The 16,016-nt window shown below is 69.1% G+C and carries 13 protein-coding genes; 4 read left to right on the forward strand and 9 right to left on the reverse strand.

Going from position 1 to position 16,016, the window contains the following annotated elements; translation table 11 throughout:
- Positions 1-95 precede the first annotated feature (95 nt).
- Complete coding sequence (locus tag BLQ03_RS05010) at positions 96-1,001, forward strand: LysR family transcriptional regulator (protein ID WP_090753554.1); 906 nt, start codon at positions 96-98, stop codon at positions 999-1,001.
- An 8-nt stretch (positions 1,002-1,009) separates the two neighbouring features.
- Here BLQ03_RS05010 and BLQ03_RS05015 read toward each other — a convergent pair whose 3' ends face one another.
- Genes BLQ03_RS05015 through BLQ03_RS05050 form a run of 8 tightly spaced genes read right to left on the reverse strand, consistent with a single transcriptional unit; the run spans position 1,010 to position 11,143 of the window.
- Positions 1,010-2,548, reverse strand: a complete 1,539-nt coding sequence (locus tag BLQ03_RS05015) for an acetolactate synthase large subunit (RefSeq protein WP_090753556.1) — start codon at positions 2,546-2,548, stop codon at positions 1,010-1,012.
- Positions 2,545-3,606, reverse strand: coding sequence for an ABC transporter ATP-binding protein (locus BLQ03_RS05020; protein ID WP_090753558.1), 1,062 nt, complete (start codon positions 3,604-3,606; stop codon positions 2,545-2,547). Before BLQ03_RS05020 ends, BLQ03_RS05015 begins: the two co-directional genes overlap by 4 nt.
- On the reverse strand, positions 3,603-4,589 hold the full coding sequence (locus BLQ03_RS05025; RefSeq protein WP_090753559.1) for an ABC transporter ATP-binding protein: 987 nt from the start codon (positions 4,587-4,589) through the stop codon (positions 3,603-3,605). Before BLQ03_RS05025 ends, BLQ03_RS05020 begins: the two co-directional genes overlap by 4 nt.
- Positions 4,586-6,025, reverse strand: a complete 1,440-nt coding sequence (locus tag BLQ03_RS05030) for an amidohydrolase family protein (protein WP_090753561.1) — start codon at positions 6,023-6,025, stop codon at positions 4,586-4,588. Before BLQ03_RS05030 ends, BLQ03_RS05025 begins: the two co-directional genes overlap by 4 nt.
- Positions 6,026-6,078: 53 nt before the next feature.
- Entirely contained in the window at positions 6,079-7,659 is a 1,581-nt protein-coding gene (locus BLQ03_RS05035) for an ABC transporter substrate-binding protein (protein ID WP_090753562.1), read from the reverse strand.
- Positions 7,660-7,686: 27 nt separating this feature from the next.
- Positions 7,687-8,583 carry an ABC transporter permease gene (locus BLQ03_RS05040; RefSeq protein ID WP_090753564.1) on the reverse strand — a complete coding sequence of 299 codons (897 nt, stop codon included), beginning with the start codon at positions 8,581-8,583 and terminating at the stop codon, positions 7,687-7,689.
- Positions 8,580-9,521, reverse strand: coding sequence for an ABC transporter permease (locus BLQ03_RS05045; RefSeq protein WP_090753565.1), 942 nt, complete (start codon positions 9,519-9,521; stop codon positions 8,580-8,582). Before BLQ03_RS05045 ends, BLQ03_RS05040 begins: the two co-directional genes overlap by 4 nt.
- Complete coding sequence (locus tag BLQ03_RS05050) at positions 9,518-11,143, reverse strand: amidohydrolase (protein WP_217629657.1); 1,626 nt, start codon at positions 11,141-11,143, stop codon at positions 9,518-9,520. The genes BLQ03_RS05045 and BLQ03_RS05050 overlap by 4 nt, the downstream gene beginning before the upstream one ends.
- A 165-nt stretch (positions 11,144-11,308) precedes the next feature.
- On the opposite strand from BLQ03_RS05050, the gene BLQ03_RS05055 reads away from it, so the two are divergent.
- Positions 11,309-12,553 (forward strand): Zn-dependent hydrolase, encoded by a 1,245-nt coding sequence (locus BLQ03_RS05055; protein WP_090753567.1) that lies wholly within the window; start codon positions 11,309-11,311, stop codon positions 12,551-12,553.
- 21 nt (positions 12,554-12,574) lie between these two features.
- Here the strand turns inward: BLQ03_RS05055 and BLQ03_RS05060 are convergent, their stop codons facing one another.
- Positions 12,575-13,459, reverse strand: a complete 885-nt coding sequence (locus BLQ03_RS05060) for a LysR substrate-binding domain-containing protein (RefSeq protein ID WP_090753569.1) — start codon at positions 13,457-13,459, stop codon at positions 12,575-12,577.
- 88 nt (positions 13,460-13,547) lie between these two features.
- Here BLQ03_RS05060 and BLQ03_RS05065 point away from each other — a divergent pair, with 88 nt between their 5' ends.
- Positions 13,548-14,759: an acyl-CoA dehydrogenase gene (locus BLQ03_RS05065; RefSeq protein WP_090753570.1), complete on the forward strand. Its 1,212-nt coding sequence runs from the start codon at positions 13,548-13,550 to the stop codon at positions 14,757-14,759.
- Positions 14,759-15,889: a CaiB/BaiF CoA transferase family protein gene (locus BLQ03_RS05070; protein WP_090753572.1), complete on the forward strand. Its 1,131-nt coding sequence runs from the start codon at positions 14,759-14,761 to the stop codon at positions 15,887-15,889. Before BLQ03_RS05065 ends, BLQ03_RS05070 begins: the two co-directional genes overlap by 1 nt.
- The last annotated feature ends 127 nt before the right edge of the window (positions 15,890-16,016 follow it).

The raw sequence follows: 16,016 nt of genomic DNA on the forward strand, positions 1-16,016 counted from the left end.
TTGAAGCCGCCCTCGGGGCGGGAAAGCGATTGCACAGGGCGCAAGATCCGGGAAAGCTTCAGCTTCTTTCCCATCCTGACCGCACCCGGCCTGACATGACGACCCTGAACTGGAACCATCTCCGCATCTTCGCCGCCATTGTGGAAAACGGCGGTCTCACCCGGGCCGCGCAGGTTCTGGGGATGAGCCAGTCGGCCGTCAGCCAGACCCTGCAGCGGCTGGAAACGGCGATGGACCGTACCCTGGTCCGTCGCGAGGGGCGCAGCTTCAGCCTGACCCCTGTGGGCGAGGCGGTGCTGGCCGATGTCCAGGCGATGCAGGTCGCGGCCGAACGCATCGGGCTGCGCGTCGGCCAGCACCGGCCCGAACTTCGGGTGATGACTGTCTCGAACCTGATCTCTCCGCTGCTGGACGAAGCCTTCCGCCTGTTCCACCAGCGCCACCCCGAAGTGCTGCTGCGGATCGAGGTCCGCAATAGCCACGACATCGTGGCGACCCTGCGCGAGCAGGCGCAGGGCCTGGGCATCTGCCTGCTGACCGAGCCGGTGCCGGAACTCGACTGCCGCTTCCTGTTTCAGGACGAATGGTCGGTCTTCTGCGGGGTCGAGCATCCCTTCTTCGGCCGCGAGGAGGTCACGCTGGACGAGCTGCGGCAAGAGCCCTTCGTGGCCTTCGCCTGCGCGCGCGAGGGAGCCGGGCTGGAGCCCATGGGTCCCCTCAGCATCCGCCTCGGGCTTGGCCGCAGCACCAGCGGCACCAGTTCCCATGTCGAGGAGGTGCGGCGCATGATCGTCTCGGGCGTGGGGCTTGGCCTCTTGCCCTGGACCTCGGCCCGCGCCGAGGTGAAGGCCGGGCTGCTCTGGCCGGTCCGCACCACGGGCGAATGGCTGGGGACGCATATCTACCTTGTCCGCCACCCCCGCGGCTGCGCCCTGGCCGAGACTCAGTTCGTCGACGTGATCGAGGAACTGCTGCCGCTCCTCCCCTCCTCGCCCCGCTGACTGGCTGGTCAGCACAGCATCGCCTCGATCAGCATCGGGCCGGGCTCGCAGACCGAGGCGGCGATGGCGCGGTGCAGTTCGGCGGCGTCCTCGACGCGCTGCGCGGGGACGCCCATGCCGCGGGCCAGCGCGCAGAAATCCAGATCGGGCCGCCGCAGGTCCAGCATGTCCAGCGCGGTCGGGCCGGGATTGGCGCCGACGCGCAGAAGCTCGCCCTTCAGGATCTCGTAGCTCCGGTTGGCGAAGATGACGGTGGTGACGTTCAGTCCCTCGCGCGCCTGGGTCCACAAGCCCTGCAGCGTGTACATGGCCGAGCCGTCCGCCTGCAGCGCCACGACCGGGCGGTCCGGGCAGGCGACCGAGGCCCCTGCCGCCAGCGGCACGCCGATCCCGATCGAGCCGCCGGTGATCGCCAGCCAGGACAGCGGCGCCGCGCCGGCCGCCAGCCTGCCCACATCGCGGCCGCGCGTGATCCCCTCGTCGACGATGATGGCGCCTTCCGGCAGGGCCGAGGAGATGGCCTGCGACAGCGCAAGGTCGTTCAGCGGCCCCGCCTGCGGGGCGACAGGGCGTGGCGCGTCGGTGCCTCGCCATGGCTTCGCCCCCACCAGTTCCGCCAGCGCGGCCAGCGCGGCGCGGCCATCCTGCGCGCGCTCGGCCAAGGTCAGGGTGCGGCAACTAGGCGGCAGCAGCACGCTGGGGCGGCCGGGATAGGCGAAGAAGGCGACCGGCTCGACGGTCTCGACCAGCACGGCGCGATCGAAGCCGGACAGTGCCTCAAGCGCCATGTCGATCGGATAGGGAATGCGCGGGATGACGGGCAGCCCTGCCCCCATCTCGACACGCCGGTTCGCGCCCGGCGCCATCACCGCCGCACCGGTTGCCTGCGCGATCCCGGCTGCCAGCTTCAGCGACTGCGGGTCCTCCAGCACCGTCCCGCCGATCAGCAGGACCGCGCCGGGGCCGAGCGCCTCGGCCGCGCGGGCGACAGAGTCGTCCGAAACCAGGCCCGCCGGTCTCAGCGCCGGCGTCGGGGCGATCACCCCGCCCTCGTCCCAGCCGAGGTCGGCGGGCAGGATCAGGGTCGCCACCGCGCCGGGATGCGAGGCTGCCGCCGCCCAGCCTTCCATTGCGTCCCGCGCAAGCGTCGCGGCCGAGCTGCCGGTCTTGACCCAGTCGGAAAACGGCGCGACCGCCCCCGACAGGTCCGCCGACAGCGGCGCGTCATAGCCGAGGTGCCGCACCGCGTGCTCGCCCACCAAGTTCAGGACGGGCGAGCGTGCCTTGCGGGCGTTGTGCAGGTTGGCCGCGCCATTGGCGAAGCCGGGCGCCAGGTGCAGCAGCGTCGCGGCGGGCTTGCCTGCCATGCGCGCATAGCCGTCGGCGGCGCCGGTCACGACGCCCTCGAACAGCCCCAGCACGCAGCGCATCAGCCGCGTGCGGTCCAGCGCGTCCACGAACTGCATCTCGGACGTGCCCGGGTTGGCGAAACATACCTCTGTCCCCGCAGCGTGCAGGCTGCGGACGACGCTTTCCGCACCATTCATGCGGCTTCCTTTCGAGCATGGGCGAGCACCTGAAGGCGCCGCGCCAGTGCCGGGCTTTCGTCCCCGGCGGTTTCCTTGGGCATGGGGGGCAGGCTTTCGGCGAAATGGCAGGCGACAAGGTCGTCGCCCACCGGTCGCAGCTCGGGCCGGTCGGTCCGGCAGCGGTCCTGCGCGAAGGGGCAGCGGGGGTGGAAGGCGCAGCCGGGGGGCGGCGCCATGGCGCTGGCGGTTTCCCCTTTCAGCGGCACCTGCGGCACGCGGCCCGAGGCCACCGGCCGGGGCGCGGCTGCGATCAGCGAGCGGGTGTAGGGATGGCGCGGGTCGGCAAACAGCTGCGAGGCTTCGGCCATTTCCACGATGCGGCCCAGGTACATGACCGCCACGCGGGTCGCGATGTGACGCACCACGGCCAGGTCGTGGCTGATGAAGACATAGGCCACGCCCGTCTCGGCCTGAAGGTCCTGCAGCAGGTTGACAATCTGTGCCTGGATCGAAACGTCCAGCGCGCTGACCGGCTCGTCGCAGACGATCAGGCGCGGGTTCGTCGCCAGCGCCCGCGCGATGCCGACGCGCTGGCGCTGGCCGCCGGAAAACTCGTGCGGATAGCGGCCCGCATGCCAGGACGACAGACCGGCCATCGACAGAACCTCGTCGATGCGGCGGTCCAGTGCCGCGCCGCTGGCCATGCCGTGCAGGCGCAGCGGCTCGGCGATGACCTCGCGCACGGTCATGCGCGGGTTGAGCGAGCCGAAGGGGTCCTGAAAGATCATCTGCATCTCGCGCCGCGCGGCGCGCAGTTCCGCCGGGGACAGCGCGAAGATGTCGCGCCCGTTCAGCAGCGCCCGGCCCCCGGTCGGCTCCTGCAGGCGCAGGATGGTGCGCCCGGCGGTGGACTTGCCGCAGCCGGACTCGCCCACGATGGCCAGGGTCTCGCCCGCCTCCAGCGTGAAGCTGATGTCGGTGACGGCCTGCACGGCGCCGGTGACACGCCGCAGAAGGCCCCGGCGGACGGGGAAATGCTTGGTCAGCTTCTCGACCGACAGAAGCGGCGCGTTCATGCCGCGATCTCCTCGATGGGGGCGCGCCAGCAGGCGACGCTGTGGTCCGTCCCGATGGCTGCCAGCGGAGGCTGCTCGGCCCGGCAGACGTCGATGGCCAGCGGACAGCGCGAGGCGAAGCGGCAGCCCTTGCGGTTCGCCCAAGGCGGCGGGACCGAGCCGGGGATGGTGGCAAGCCGGTCGGCGGGCGCGTCCAGCCGGGGCACGGCGGCCATCAGGCCGATGGTGTAGGGATGCTGCGGATCGGCGAACAGCGCCCCGGTCGGCGCGCGCTCCACCACCTTGCCGCCATACATCACCGCCACCTCGTCGCAGGTCTCGGCCACGACGCCCAGATCGTGGGTGATCAGCAGGATGGCGGTGCCGGTGCGTTCCTGCAGGCTCTGCAGCAGTTCCAGGATCTGCGCCTGCACCGTCACGTCCAGCGCCGTCGTGGGCTCGTCGGCGATCAGCAGCACGGGGTCGTTGGCCAGAGCCATCGCGATCATCACCCGCTGGCGCTGACCGCCCGAGAGCTGATGCGGATAGTCGTCGATGCGCTTGGCGGGCGACGGCAGGCCCACCATGTCCAGCAACTCGATGGCCCGGTCACGGGCGGCGCGGTCCGACAGGTCCGAATGGGCCTGCAGCATCTCGCGCAACTGCACCCCTAGCGTATAGACGGGGTTCAGCGAGGTCATCGGCTCCTGGAACACCATGCCGATGCGGCCGCCGCGCAGCTTGCGCATCTCGGCCTCTGGCAGGGACAGAAGGTCGCGCCCTTCGAACATGATCCGCCCGCCCGCGTAATGGCCGGGGGGCTGCGGGACCAGCCGCATCACGGCCAGCGAGGTCACCGACTTGCCGCAGCCGGATTCCCCCACCAGCCCCAGCGTGCGCCCCTTTTCAAGCGTCAGGTCGATGCCGTTGACGGCGGGGAAGCGGTGCCGGGGGGTGCCGAACTCAACGACAAGGTTCTCGATGGACAGAAGCGGTTGGGTCATGGCGTCTTCCCGTAGGAAAGCGGCGAGGCCTGATCATGCGTCCGCCCGGCGTAGTCGCGGGTGGCGAAGTCGATCTCGGCCCGCCGCTGCGCGGCTTCCAGCCGGTCCAGCGCGGCGGGAAGGTCGAAGGCCAGCGCCCGCCCGTCCTCGACCACCTGTCGGCCATCGACGAAGACCTGCCGCACGGGACGCTCGCCCGCCACATAGATCAGCGAGCGCAGCGGGTCGCGCACGGGACGCATCGCGGGATGGTCGAGGTCGGCCATGAACAGGTCGGCCTTGGCGCCGGGCGCCAGCCGCCCGATGTCGTCCCGGCCCAGGATCGCGGCCCCGCCAACGGTCGCGGCGTCAAAGACGTCCGAGGTCCGCAAGTCGAACACGTCCCCCGACATCAGGCGCGAGTTGATCAGGACGTGGCGCATCTCCTCGATCATGTTGTGAGGATAGGTGTCGGTCCCGATCCCCAGCGGTACGCCCGCGCGGCGATAGCGGCCGAAGCTGCGGAGCGCGATCCCGCGGCGCTGGAACACGGTCGGGCAATGGGCAACCGCCGTGCCGCTGCCCGCCAGCCGGTCAAGGTCGCGGCCATGCGGCCAGTGGACCCAGGGGTGGTCGTTCAGGAAGATGCCGTGACCGATGATCGTGCCCTGCCCCAGCACGCCCAGGTCATCCAGCCATTCGACGGGAGTGCGGCCGTGGCGGCGGGTGATCTCGTGGAACTCGACCACCGACTGCGCCGCGTGGATCTGCATGGGGACGCCGCGCCGCTGCGCCTCGGCATGGCTGTCGCGGATCAGTTCGGGCGTGCAGGTGTCGATCTGCGACGGCGCGACCATCCCGGTGATGCGCCCGCAGTCATGGGCCGTGGCGCGGTCAATGAAATCCATGGCCTCGGCCATGGCGCGCTCGCCCCCGTCCGCGCCCCAGTCATAGTGGACGACATGGCCGTCGGTGGTGCCCCAGCTGGCCGAGCGATACATCGGCGCGACCACGCCGCGCAGCCCCGACTGCGCCAGCAGGTCCAGCCAGCCGTCATAGACGACCGACAGGTCCACCAGCGTTGTCACCCCGGATTGCAGCAGTTCGGAATAGGCGACCTGGGTGCAGGCACGGGTGCCCTCGCCGCTGGTGCCGAACAGCGGCATGTATTCGTAAAGCGAGCTCATATACAGCGCCGGGCTGCCGAGCTCGTCCAGGAAGCCCTTGTTCATCGGCTCGGACAGCGGGTGCGAGTGGATGTTCACCAGCCCCGGCGACACCATGCTGCGGCTGCCGTCGATCTGGCGCTCGGCCGGGCCGTCGTAGCGCCCGCCGACATGCACCAGCCGGTCGCCCGCGAAGGCGACGTCGCCCGAGGCGAAGCGGTGGCTTTCGGCGGCCTCGTCCCAGGCAATGATCCACGGGCAGTCGCGGATGACCGTGACGTTCTGTTCCATGCTAATCCCTTGTCGCGAAGGGGGCGGGACCGCTGTCGGCCCCGCCCGGACGGTCACTCGACCAGCTTCAGGTCGAGGCCCTTGTAGAGCGCCGCGCCATAGTTGCTGTGCGGCACGATCGGCGCGAGGCGGGTCGAGGATACGACCGTCCGCGGCTCGTGGATCAGGGGCAGCCAGACGTTCGCGTCATGCACCTTGGCCAGCACCTTGCCGTAGGCCGCAGCACGGGTGGCGTCGTCCAGGGCGGACTTGCCCTCGGCCAGCCACTGGTCCGTTTCGGAGTCTTTCCAGTTCATGCGGTTGGGCGTCGGGATGTTGGCCGAGGGAAAATACAGGTTCAGCGCGTCGCCCGCCGAGACATAGGGATAGCTCATCCCGAAGGCGTCGAACTCCTGCGTGGCCATCTTGCCCCAGGCGACCGTGGCGTCGAAGATCTCGACCTGCAGATCGACGCCGATCTTGCGCAGTTCCGCCTGGGTGTATTCCGACAGCTTCTGCCAGGTCGAGCCGGTGAAGAAATACCCCAAGGGCGCCAGCCTCACACCGTCCTTGACGCGGATGCCGTCAGGCCCGGGCACCCAGCCCGCCTCGTCCAGCAGCGCATTGGCCGCAGCCGGGTCATAGGGCGGCAGCGAGGCTTCCAGCGCCGGGTCCCAGTCCTTGGTCGCGGTGCTGATGTAACTCTGCGCGCCCTGCACGCCGCCGAAGAACTGGTCGCGGGCCAGCGCGTCCTGGTCCAGCGCAAGGTTGATCGCCCGCCGCACCGCCGGGTCCGCGACTGTCGGGTGATCGACCTTGAAGCCGATGAAATAGGTCCAGAAGGCGCTTTCCGACTGCACCACGTTCAGGTTCGGCGCGACCTTCAGCTGTTCCAGCGCGATATAGGGCACGTATTGCGTGATCTGGGTCTGGTCGGTCATCAGCGCGATGGTGCGGGTGTTTTCCTCGGGGACCACCTGCCAGACCAGCCGGTCGATCTGCGCCTCGCCCTTGTTCTCGTAGAAGTCCGGCCCCCAAGCGTAGCCCGCGTGCTTGGTCATGGTCAGGCGGTCGCGCGGATTCCAGCTTTCCCAGCAATAGGGGCCGGTCCCGTTCATGCCCTGGATGCCGAAGTCGGCCCCCAGTGCCTCGACCTGGTTGCGGTCGATGATCGTCGCGAAGCTTTGCGTCAGCTGGTACAGCAGCTCCGAGAAGGGCGACTTCAGCTTGTAGACAATGGTGGTCGCATCAGGGGCGGTGATCGATTCGACCTCGCCCGCGCGCCATTTCACCGGCGAGGCCGTCGCCGGATCCAGCCAGCGGTTGAAGCTGTAGACCACGTCCTCGGCCGTCATCGCGCGGCCGTCGCAGAACTTGACGTCGTCGCGCAGCTTGAAGGTGTAGGTCAGGCCGTCCTCGGACACCTCCCAGCTTGTCGCCAGGCCGGGGGCCAAGGTCTGCATGTCGGGCTCGATGGACACCAGCGTGTCGCCCAGCATGAACAGGATCTCGGCCGCGGCCAGCGCCGTGCTCTTGTGCGGGTCGTAGTTGTTCGAGTCCATCTCGCGGGCGATGTTGATCTCGCTCGCCCAGGCGCCGGACAGCGCGAGGAGGCTGGCCGCTGCGGCAAGGCCGAGCGTCTTGCGGGTGGTCATGGTCTTCGGCTCCCTGTTCGTTGTCGTTCAGTTTCTTGTTCTCGGGTCGAGCACGTCGCGCAGGGCATCCCCGGCCACGTTGGCCGTCAGCACGATCACGAAGATCGCGACGGACGGGATGATCGCGATATGCGGCGCGAACAGCATGAAGTCGCGCCCCTGCGAGGCCATCATCCCCAGCTCGGACGCGGGCGGCCGCGCGCCCAGACCCAGGAAGCTCAGCGCCGACCCCAGAAGGATCACCTGCCCGAAGCGCAGCGACATGAAGATCATGATGGACGAGATGCAGTTGCGCAGCAGGTAGCGGGTGAAGAGCGTCCGGTCCGGCAGCCCGATGGCGCGGCCCGCCTCGACGAATTCCTGCTTCATCACGCCGACCGCGACGGACCGGGCGATGCGGGCGCTGTCGGGCACCGTGGCGACGGCCAGCGCCAGGATGACCGGCATGATGCCCGCCCCCATCACCGCGACCAAGGCGAGGCCCAGCAGGATCGCGGGGAAGGACAGCATCACGTCCACCGACCGCATGATCCAGGGATCGAGCCTGCCGTAAAAAGCCGCGAGCAGCCCCAGCAGCGAGCCGATGCCGCCGCCCAGGACGACCGCGACCAGTCCGATCAGCAGCGTCAGCCGCGTCCCGTGCAGCAGGCGGGACAAGATGTCGCGCCCCTGCCCGTCCGTGCCCAGCAGGAACTCGGCGCTGCCGCGTTCCGCCCAGGCGGGGGGCAGCATCATGTTGCGGGTGCTTTCCGTGGGGTCGTGCGGCGCAAGCCAGGGGGCGAGAAGCGCCGCTAGGGCGATCAGCAGGAAGACCGCGATGGCCAGGGCCGCGGCGGGATCGCGCATCAGTGCGACGAACCAGTGGCGGCGGGCGGGTGCCTCGTCGGTGGCGGCGGCGGGCGTCATGGCATCGGTCACGCTCATGATTTCTGCGCCCTCGGGTCAAGGATGGCGTAAAGCATGTCCACGATCATGTTGATGAGGATGAAGCCCAGCGCGAGGACGAGGATCGTGCCCTGCGCCAGCGGGAAGTCCGAGGACAGGATCGCGCCCACCGCCAGCCGGCCGATGCCGGGATAGGAGAAGATCGTCTCGGTCACGACCGCGCCGCCCAGCAGGTAACCCGCCTGCAGGCCGATCAGCGTGACGACCGGGATCAGGGCATTGCGCAGCGCGTGGCGCAGGATCACCCGGCGCTCGGTCAGTCCCTTGGCGCGGGCGGTGCGGACATGGTCCAGCCGCAGCACCTCGAGCACGCTCGACCGGGTCATCCGGGCGACGGGGCCGACGAAGATCAGCCCCAGCGACAGCGCCGGGATGGCGATGTGGCGCAGCCCGTCGACGGTCCACAGCGGCCCGCCGCGCCCCATGAAGGGCAGGATCTGCAGGGTCACGCCCAGGAACTGCATCAGCACCAAGGCGATGAAGAAGATCGGCAGCGACACGCCCGCGACCGAGATCGCCATGATCGTGCGGTCCACCCAGCTTCCCCGCCGGACGGCGGCGATGGTGCCCATCCCGATCCCCAGGGGCACCGCCCAGATCAGCGAGGCAATCATCAGCTCGACCGTGGGCCCCACGGCGGCGGCAAGCTCGCTGACGACGGGGCGGTTCGAGATCAGCGACCGGCCCAGGTCGCCCTGCACCAGCCGCTCGGCATAGCGGCCAAGCTGCACCAGCAGCGGCTGGTCCAGCCCCATCTGCTGGCGGATCTGGGCGACGACCTCGGGGGTTGCGGTGGGACCGGCCATGATCTGCGCCGGGTCGCCCGGCGCCATCTTGATCAGCAGGAAGCCGAAGATCACGACGCCGATCAGCACCGGAACCGACAGCAGCAGACGGTTGACCAGCGCGTTGATCATGCCGGGGCGGCCCGCTCGTGCACGATCTCGCCACCGCGCAGCGTCAGTTCGCAGACCGCGTCCAGCAGAGCCTCGGGCGCGACCGCCGTCAGGTCGCGGTCGAAGACGGCGATGTCGGCCAGTTGACCGGGTTCGAGCCGCCCCTTCAGCCCTTCCTCGCTCGAGGCATAGGCCGAGGCCGAGGTATAGGCGTGCAGCGCCTCGTCGATGCTCAGGCAGTGCTCGAGTCCGAAGACCTTGCCCGCGCGCGTCTTGCGGGTGACGAGATTGTAGATCACCGGGCGGGGATCGATGTCCGTCACCGGGCAGTCGGTCGAGGCCGAGGGGTTCAGCCCGCGCTCGATCCAGGTGCGGAAGGGATGCGAGGCGGCGATGCGGTCCTTTTCCAGCACCGTCTCGTAGTTGTCGCCGAACCAGTACAGGAACGAGGACTGCGCGACCGGCAGGACATGCAGCCGTTCCAGCCGGTCCATCTGGTCGGGGCGCAGCCAGCCGCAATGCTCGATCCGGTGGCGGCGGTCGGGCACGGGGTTCGCGGCTTGGGCGGCCTCGATGGCGTTCAGCACCTCCTCGATGGCGGCGTCGCCGATGGCGTGGATGCCCATCTGCCAGCCCGCGTCATGGGCCTGCTTCACCATCGCGTCCAGTTCCGACTGGTCGGGGATGCAGAGCAGGCCCTTGTTGCCGGGATCGCCCATGTAGTCCTGCGTCATCGCCGCGGTCTTGGACCCCGCGCTGCCATCGGTGAACATCTTGACCGGGCCGATGCGGAACATTTCGCAGCCCTTGCCGGTGGACAGTCCTTCGGCCATCGCCTGCGGCAGGATCGTGCGCGTCTTGTCCGCCATCACGCAGCCGTAGACCCGGACCGGCAGGCGGCCCTCGTCCCGCGCACGCCGATAGGCGACCATCTCGTCCCAGCCGGAATGCAGCCCGATCGCGGCCTCCATCACCGAGGTGATGCCGTGGCTCAGCAGCATGTTGCCCGCCCGCTCGATCGCCTCGACCATCTCCTCGACCGAGGAATGGGGCAACACGGCCTCGAAAGGTTCGCGCCCCGTTTCCGCCACCATGCCGGTCAGGCGGCCGTCGCGGATCTCGATCAGGCCGCCCTCGGGCTGGGGCGTGGTCTCGTCGATACCGGCCAGCGCCAGCGCCCGGCTGTTGGCGACCGCCGAGTGACCATCCGTGCGGACGATATAGCAAGGATGATCGGGGCAGGCCCGGTCAAGTTCGTCCCGGTGGGGGAAGCGGCCCACGTCCAGCAGGAAGTGGTTGAAGCCGCGCCCCAGCACCCATTCGCCCTTTGGCGTGACCGCCGCCCGCGCCCGCAGCGCCTCCAGCATCGCCTCCAGCGTCGGGGCGACCTCGTGGCGCAGGTCCACCCGGCTCATGTCGATGCCGAGCGGCAGCAGGTGCATGTGCGCGTCGTAGATCCCCGGCATCGCGAAGCGGCCGCCAAGATCGATGCGCCGGGTCTGCGGCCCGGCCAGGGCCTCGATCTCGGCCGTCGTCCCGGTCGCCATGACGCGCCCGTCCCGGATCGCCACGGCCTCGGCCCGGGGCAGGTCCAGCCCGCACCAGACGACTCCTCCGGTCAGCACCACATCCGCTGTGTCCACCTGCCACTCCCCTCGTGTTCTTGTTCGGGTCAGTGGACTTTCATGGTCCGCAGGCTGTCAACAAACATGCCCTCCGGCGTCCATCGCCCCAGCTTATGCACTCATAAGCCGGGAACCATTGCGGCCGGATTGACAGGCCCTATCCTTCGGGGATCGCTCGGACCCATGAGCATCAGTTCCGACACCCGCGCCGACATCTCCCGCTTCTGGTCCACCATCGCGCGTTCGGCCGAGATCGGCCCCGGCCGTCCCGGCGGGCTGTCCCGTCCGACCCTGACCGACGCCGACCGCGAGATGCGCGATCAGTTCACCGACTGGTGCCGCGAGGCGGGGCTGGAGGTGTCGGTTGACGAGATGGGCAACATCTTCGGCCGCCGCGCCGGACGCGAGGACAACCTACCCCCGGTGATGATCGGCAGCCACCTCGACACGCAGGTCAACGGCGGCCGCTTCGACGGGATCGCGGGTGTACTGGCGGGGCTCGAGGTCGTGCGCTGCCTGAACGACGTGGGCCATGTCACGCGCCGTCCCATCGTGGTGGTGAACTGGACGAACGAGGAAGGCGCGCGCTTCAGCCCGCCCATGATCGGCTCGGGCGTGTTCGCCGGCCGCTATGCCCTGGACTGGGCCCATGGGCTGCAGGACGATGAAGGCGCGCGCTTGGGCGACGAGCTTGCGCGCATCGGCTACAAGGGCCGCCTGCCCTGCCGCGCGGGCGAGATCGACGCCTACCTGGAACTGCACATCGAACAGGGGCCGATCCTTGACGCGGAACGGCGCGAGATGGGCGTCGTCACCGGCGGCTATCCCAGCCACGGGATGCGCGTGACCTTCAGCGGCCAGACGGCCCACACCGGCCCCACGCCGATGGACCTGCGCCGCAACGCGCTGGTCGCGGGCGCCCGCTGGCTGACGGCGGTGGACGACCTCGGCTGGGCCTTCAGCGCCCAGGACGGCAAGGCCTCGGGTTCCCGGCTGGCCGCCTGGCCGAACAAGGCAGGCATCCTGTCCGACACAGCCGAGGCCGTGGCCGACGTGCGCCATCCCGACCCCATGACCGTCCGCGTCATGGCCGAGCGGATGCGCCGCGACGCGCAGGCCGCTGCTGCCATCGCCGGATGCACGCTGCGAATCGAGGATGAATGGTCCTGGGGCGGCGACATCTTCGACGCCGGACTGATCGAAACGGTCCGGGCCGAGGCCGTGCGCCAGGGATGGAACTGGCGGGACATCAAGTCCCAGGCGGGGCACGATGCCTATCATCTGGCCACGATATGTCCCACGGCGATGATCTTCACCCCCTGCAAAGGGGGAATCACCCACAACAACGCCGAGGACTGCGCGCCCGAGGATTTCAGCGCCGGCCTGAATGTCCTGCTGCACGCCGTGGCAAGTCGCGCCGATCGCTGACCGGCCCTGCCGGGTCGTGTCCTATGCCCCGGCAGGCTCACCCTGCGTCGTCAGCCAGTCCGCGAAAAGCGCAACGGTCCCCTCGGGCTCTCGTGCGGGATAGATCAGCGCATAAGGGCACGGTCCGGCAAGCGCGATCGGGCTGACCTGCACCAGCGTCCCGCGATCCAGATCCGCGCGGGCGAAGATGTCGGGCAGCAGCGCGGCGCCCAGGCCCGCGCGGGCAGCGGCGATGACCATTTCGAAATGCTCGAAGCGCGGGCCCCGGATGCCATCCACCTCCAGCCCCGCGGCGGTCAGCCAGTCGGTCCAAAGGTGCGGGCGCGTGGACTGCTGGATCAGGGGGACACTAGCCAAGTCCCCCGGGACCGGCAGGTCGGGCGCCGCCACCACGATCAGCCGCTCGGGCAGGATCGGCATGACCGCCGCGCCTGCCCGCGCCATCTCGGCCCGCTGGATCGCGGCGTCGAAGGGGCTGTCGTCGAAATCGACCGGCCCCAGCGCCGAGGCGAGATCCAGCGACACGCCGGGATGGCGGGCGGCGAAGTCCCCCAGCCTCGGGATCAGCCAGGCCGCGGCAAAGGTCGGCAGGACCGCCAGCCGCAGCACCTGCCGGCTGCCGCCGAAGGCCATGATCTTGCGCGCCGAGCGATCGAGGTCGTCCAGGATGGCTTCCGCGTCGCGCAGCATGGCCCGGCCCGCGTCCGACAGGACCATCCGCTGCCGGATGCGCTGAAACAGCGTCACACCCAGCCGGTCCTCCAGCGTGCGGATCGCGCGGCTGACGGCGCTTTGCGTCAGGTTCAGCGCCCCGGCCGCGCGTGAGGCCGATCCCAGCCGCGCGCACAGCACGAAGGCGCGCAGTTCGGGAATGCTCGGCGTATGGTGGGATCGGAACGGAGTCATGACTTTGCCTCATGGCTTGAGGATTTTTCCTCGCTACCAGCGGCCGCCTTCGACTGGTAGTCAGCACTGCAAAGAATGGAGGCACCACATGGCCGCGCTGAAACCCAAGGACGCCCCGGACCTGAGCCGCTTCGGCTGGGAAGATCCCTTCCGCCTGAACGACCAGCTGTCGGAAGACGAACGGATGATGCGCGACAGCGCCCACGCCTATGCGCAGGAAAAGCTGGCCCCCCGCGTGATCGCCGCCTACCGCGAGGAGAAGACCGACCCCGCCATTTTCCGCGAGATGGGCGAGATGGGCCTGCTGGGCGTGACCATCCCCGAGGAATACGGCGGGCTGGGCGCCTCCTACGTCAGCTACGGCCTTGTCGCGCGCGAGGTCGAGCGGGTGGATTCGGGCTATCGCTCGATGATGTCGGTGCAGTCCTCGCTGGTCATGTATCCGATCTACGCCTACGGGTCCGAGGAGCAGCGTAAGAAATACCTGCCGAAGCTCGCAAGCGGCGAGTTCATCGGCTGCTTCGGGCTGACCGAACCCGACGCGGGGTCCGACCCCGGCGGCATGAAGACCACCGCGAAGAAGACTGCGAACGGCTATGTGCTGAACGGCACGAAGATGTGGATTTCCAACTCGCCCATCGCCGATGTCTTCGTCGTCTGGGCCAAGTCCGAGGCGCATGGCGGCAAGATCCGCGGCTTCGTACTGGACAAGGGCACCAAGGGCCTGTCGGCGCCGAAGATCGAGGGCAAGCTGTCCTTGCGCGCCTCGATCACCGGCGAGATCGTCATGGACGGGGTCGAGGTCGGCGAAGACGCGCTGCTGCCGAACGTCGAGGGGCTGAAGGGTCCCTTCGGCTGCCTCAACCGCGCGCGCTATGGCATCAGCTGGGGTGTCCTTGGCGCGGCCGAGTTCTGCTATCACGCCGCGCGTCAGTACGGCCTTGACCGCAAGCAGTTCAACCGCCCGCTGGCGCAGACCCAACTGTTCCAGCTGAAGCTGGCCAACATGATGACCGAGATCACGCTCGGCCTTCAGGCCTCGCTGCAGGTGGGGCGGCTGATGGATGCGGCGCAGGCGGCGCCCGAGATGATCAGCCTCGTCAAGCGCAACAACTGCGGCAAGGCGCTGGAGATCGCCCGGATCGCTCGTGACATGCACGGCGGCAACGGGATTTCCGAGGAGTTCCAGGTCATGCGCCACGCGCAGAACCTGGAAACGGTGAACACCTACGAGGGGACGCATGACGTCCATGCCCTGATCCTGGGCCGCGCGATCACCGGGCTGCAGGCCTTCGCCTGATGGGCGCCCCGCTGGAAGGGCTGCGCGTCGTCGAACTGGCGCGCATCCTCGCCGGCCCCTGGATCGGCCAGACGCTGGCCGATCTTGGCGCCGAGGTCATCAAGGTCGAGGCACCCGAGGGCGACGACACCCGCCGCTGGGGGCCTCCGTTCTTGGACCGCCCCCGACCCGACGGCGGGACGGAACGGGTCGCGGCCTATTTCCACGCGGCAAACCGGGGCAAGACCTCGATCACCTGCGATTTCTCGGATGCCGAGGACCTCGCACGGCTGAAGGAACTGATCGCCACGGCGGACGTGGTGGTCGAGAACTTCAAGGTCGGCGGACTCAGGCGCTTTGGCCTCGACTACGAAAGCCTCGCGGCGGCGAACCCGCGCCTCGTCTATGCTTCGGTCACGGGCTTCGGGCAGGACGGCCCAAGGGCGACGCAACCAGGCTATGACTTCCTGATCCAGGGCATGTGCGGGATCATGGACCTGACCGGAGAGCCGGACGGCGAGCCGCAGAAGGTCGGCGTCGCTTGGATCGACATCTTCACCGGGCTTTACGGCGTCATCGGCATCCAGGCCGCGCTGGCCGAACGGGAACGTTCCGGCAAGGGCCAGCATGTGGACCTGTCGCTGCTGGACACGGGCGTGGCGGTTCTGGCGAACCAGGCGATGAACCAGATGATCGGCGGCATCACGCCCCGGCGGCTTGGGAACGCCCATCCGAACATCGTGCCCTACCAGCTTTTCCCCGCATCCGATGGCCATGTCATCATCGCCTGCGGGAATGACCGGCAGTTCGTGAGCCTCTGTCGCGCCTTGGGACTGGAGGGACTGGCCGATAACCCCGACTATGCCACCAACCCCGCCCGCGTGGCGAACCGCGCGGCGCTGTGCCCCCTGATAGCCGAAGCGACTGCCCGGCTGCCCCGTGCCGGCATCATCGCGGCGCTGGAACAGGCAGGTGTTCCCGCCGGGCCGATCAACAGCGTGGCCGACGCCCTGGCCGAGCCGCAGATCGAGGCGCGCGGCCTCAAGATCACCCCCGAGGGCATCCCCGGCCTGCGCACCCCCATCGCCTTTTCCCGCAGCGAACTGGTGCTGGACAAGGCGGCACCCATGCTGCCGAAAAGGGACGCCTGATCCCGCGCCATGCCGCCTTGCCCCAAGGCCCTCCAGGCTTGCCGAGGCACGCAGGATACCTCGTGAAGCGGCGGGGCTTTTCCTGTCTTAACGGACCCAGCGGCTGCCGCCTCATCCAGGATGGCGG

This window comes from Paracoccus chinensis, from assembly GCF_900102885.1.
Lineage (GTDB): Bacteria > Pseudomonadota > Alphaproteobacteria > Rhodobacterales > Rhodobacteraceae > Paracoccus > Paracoccus chinensis.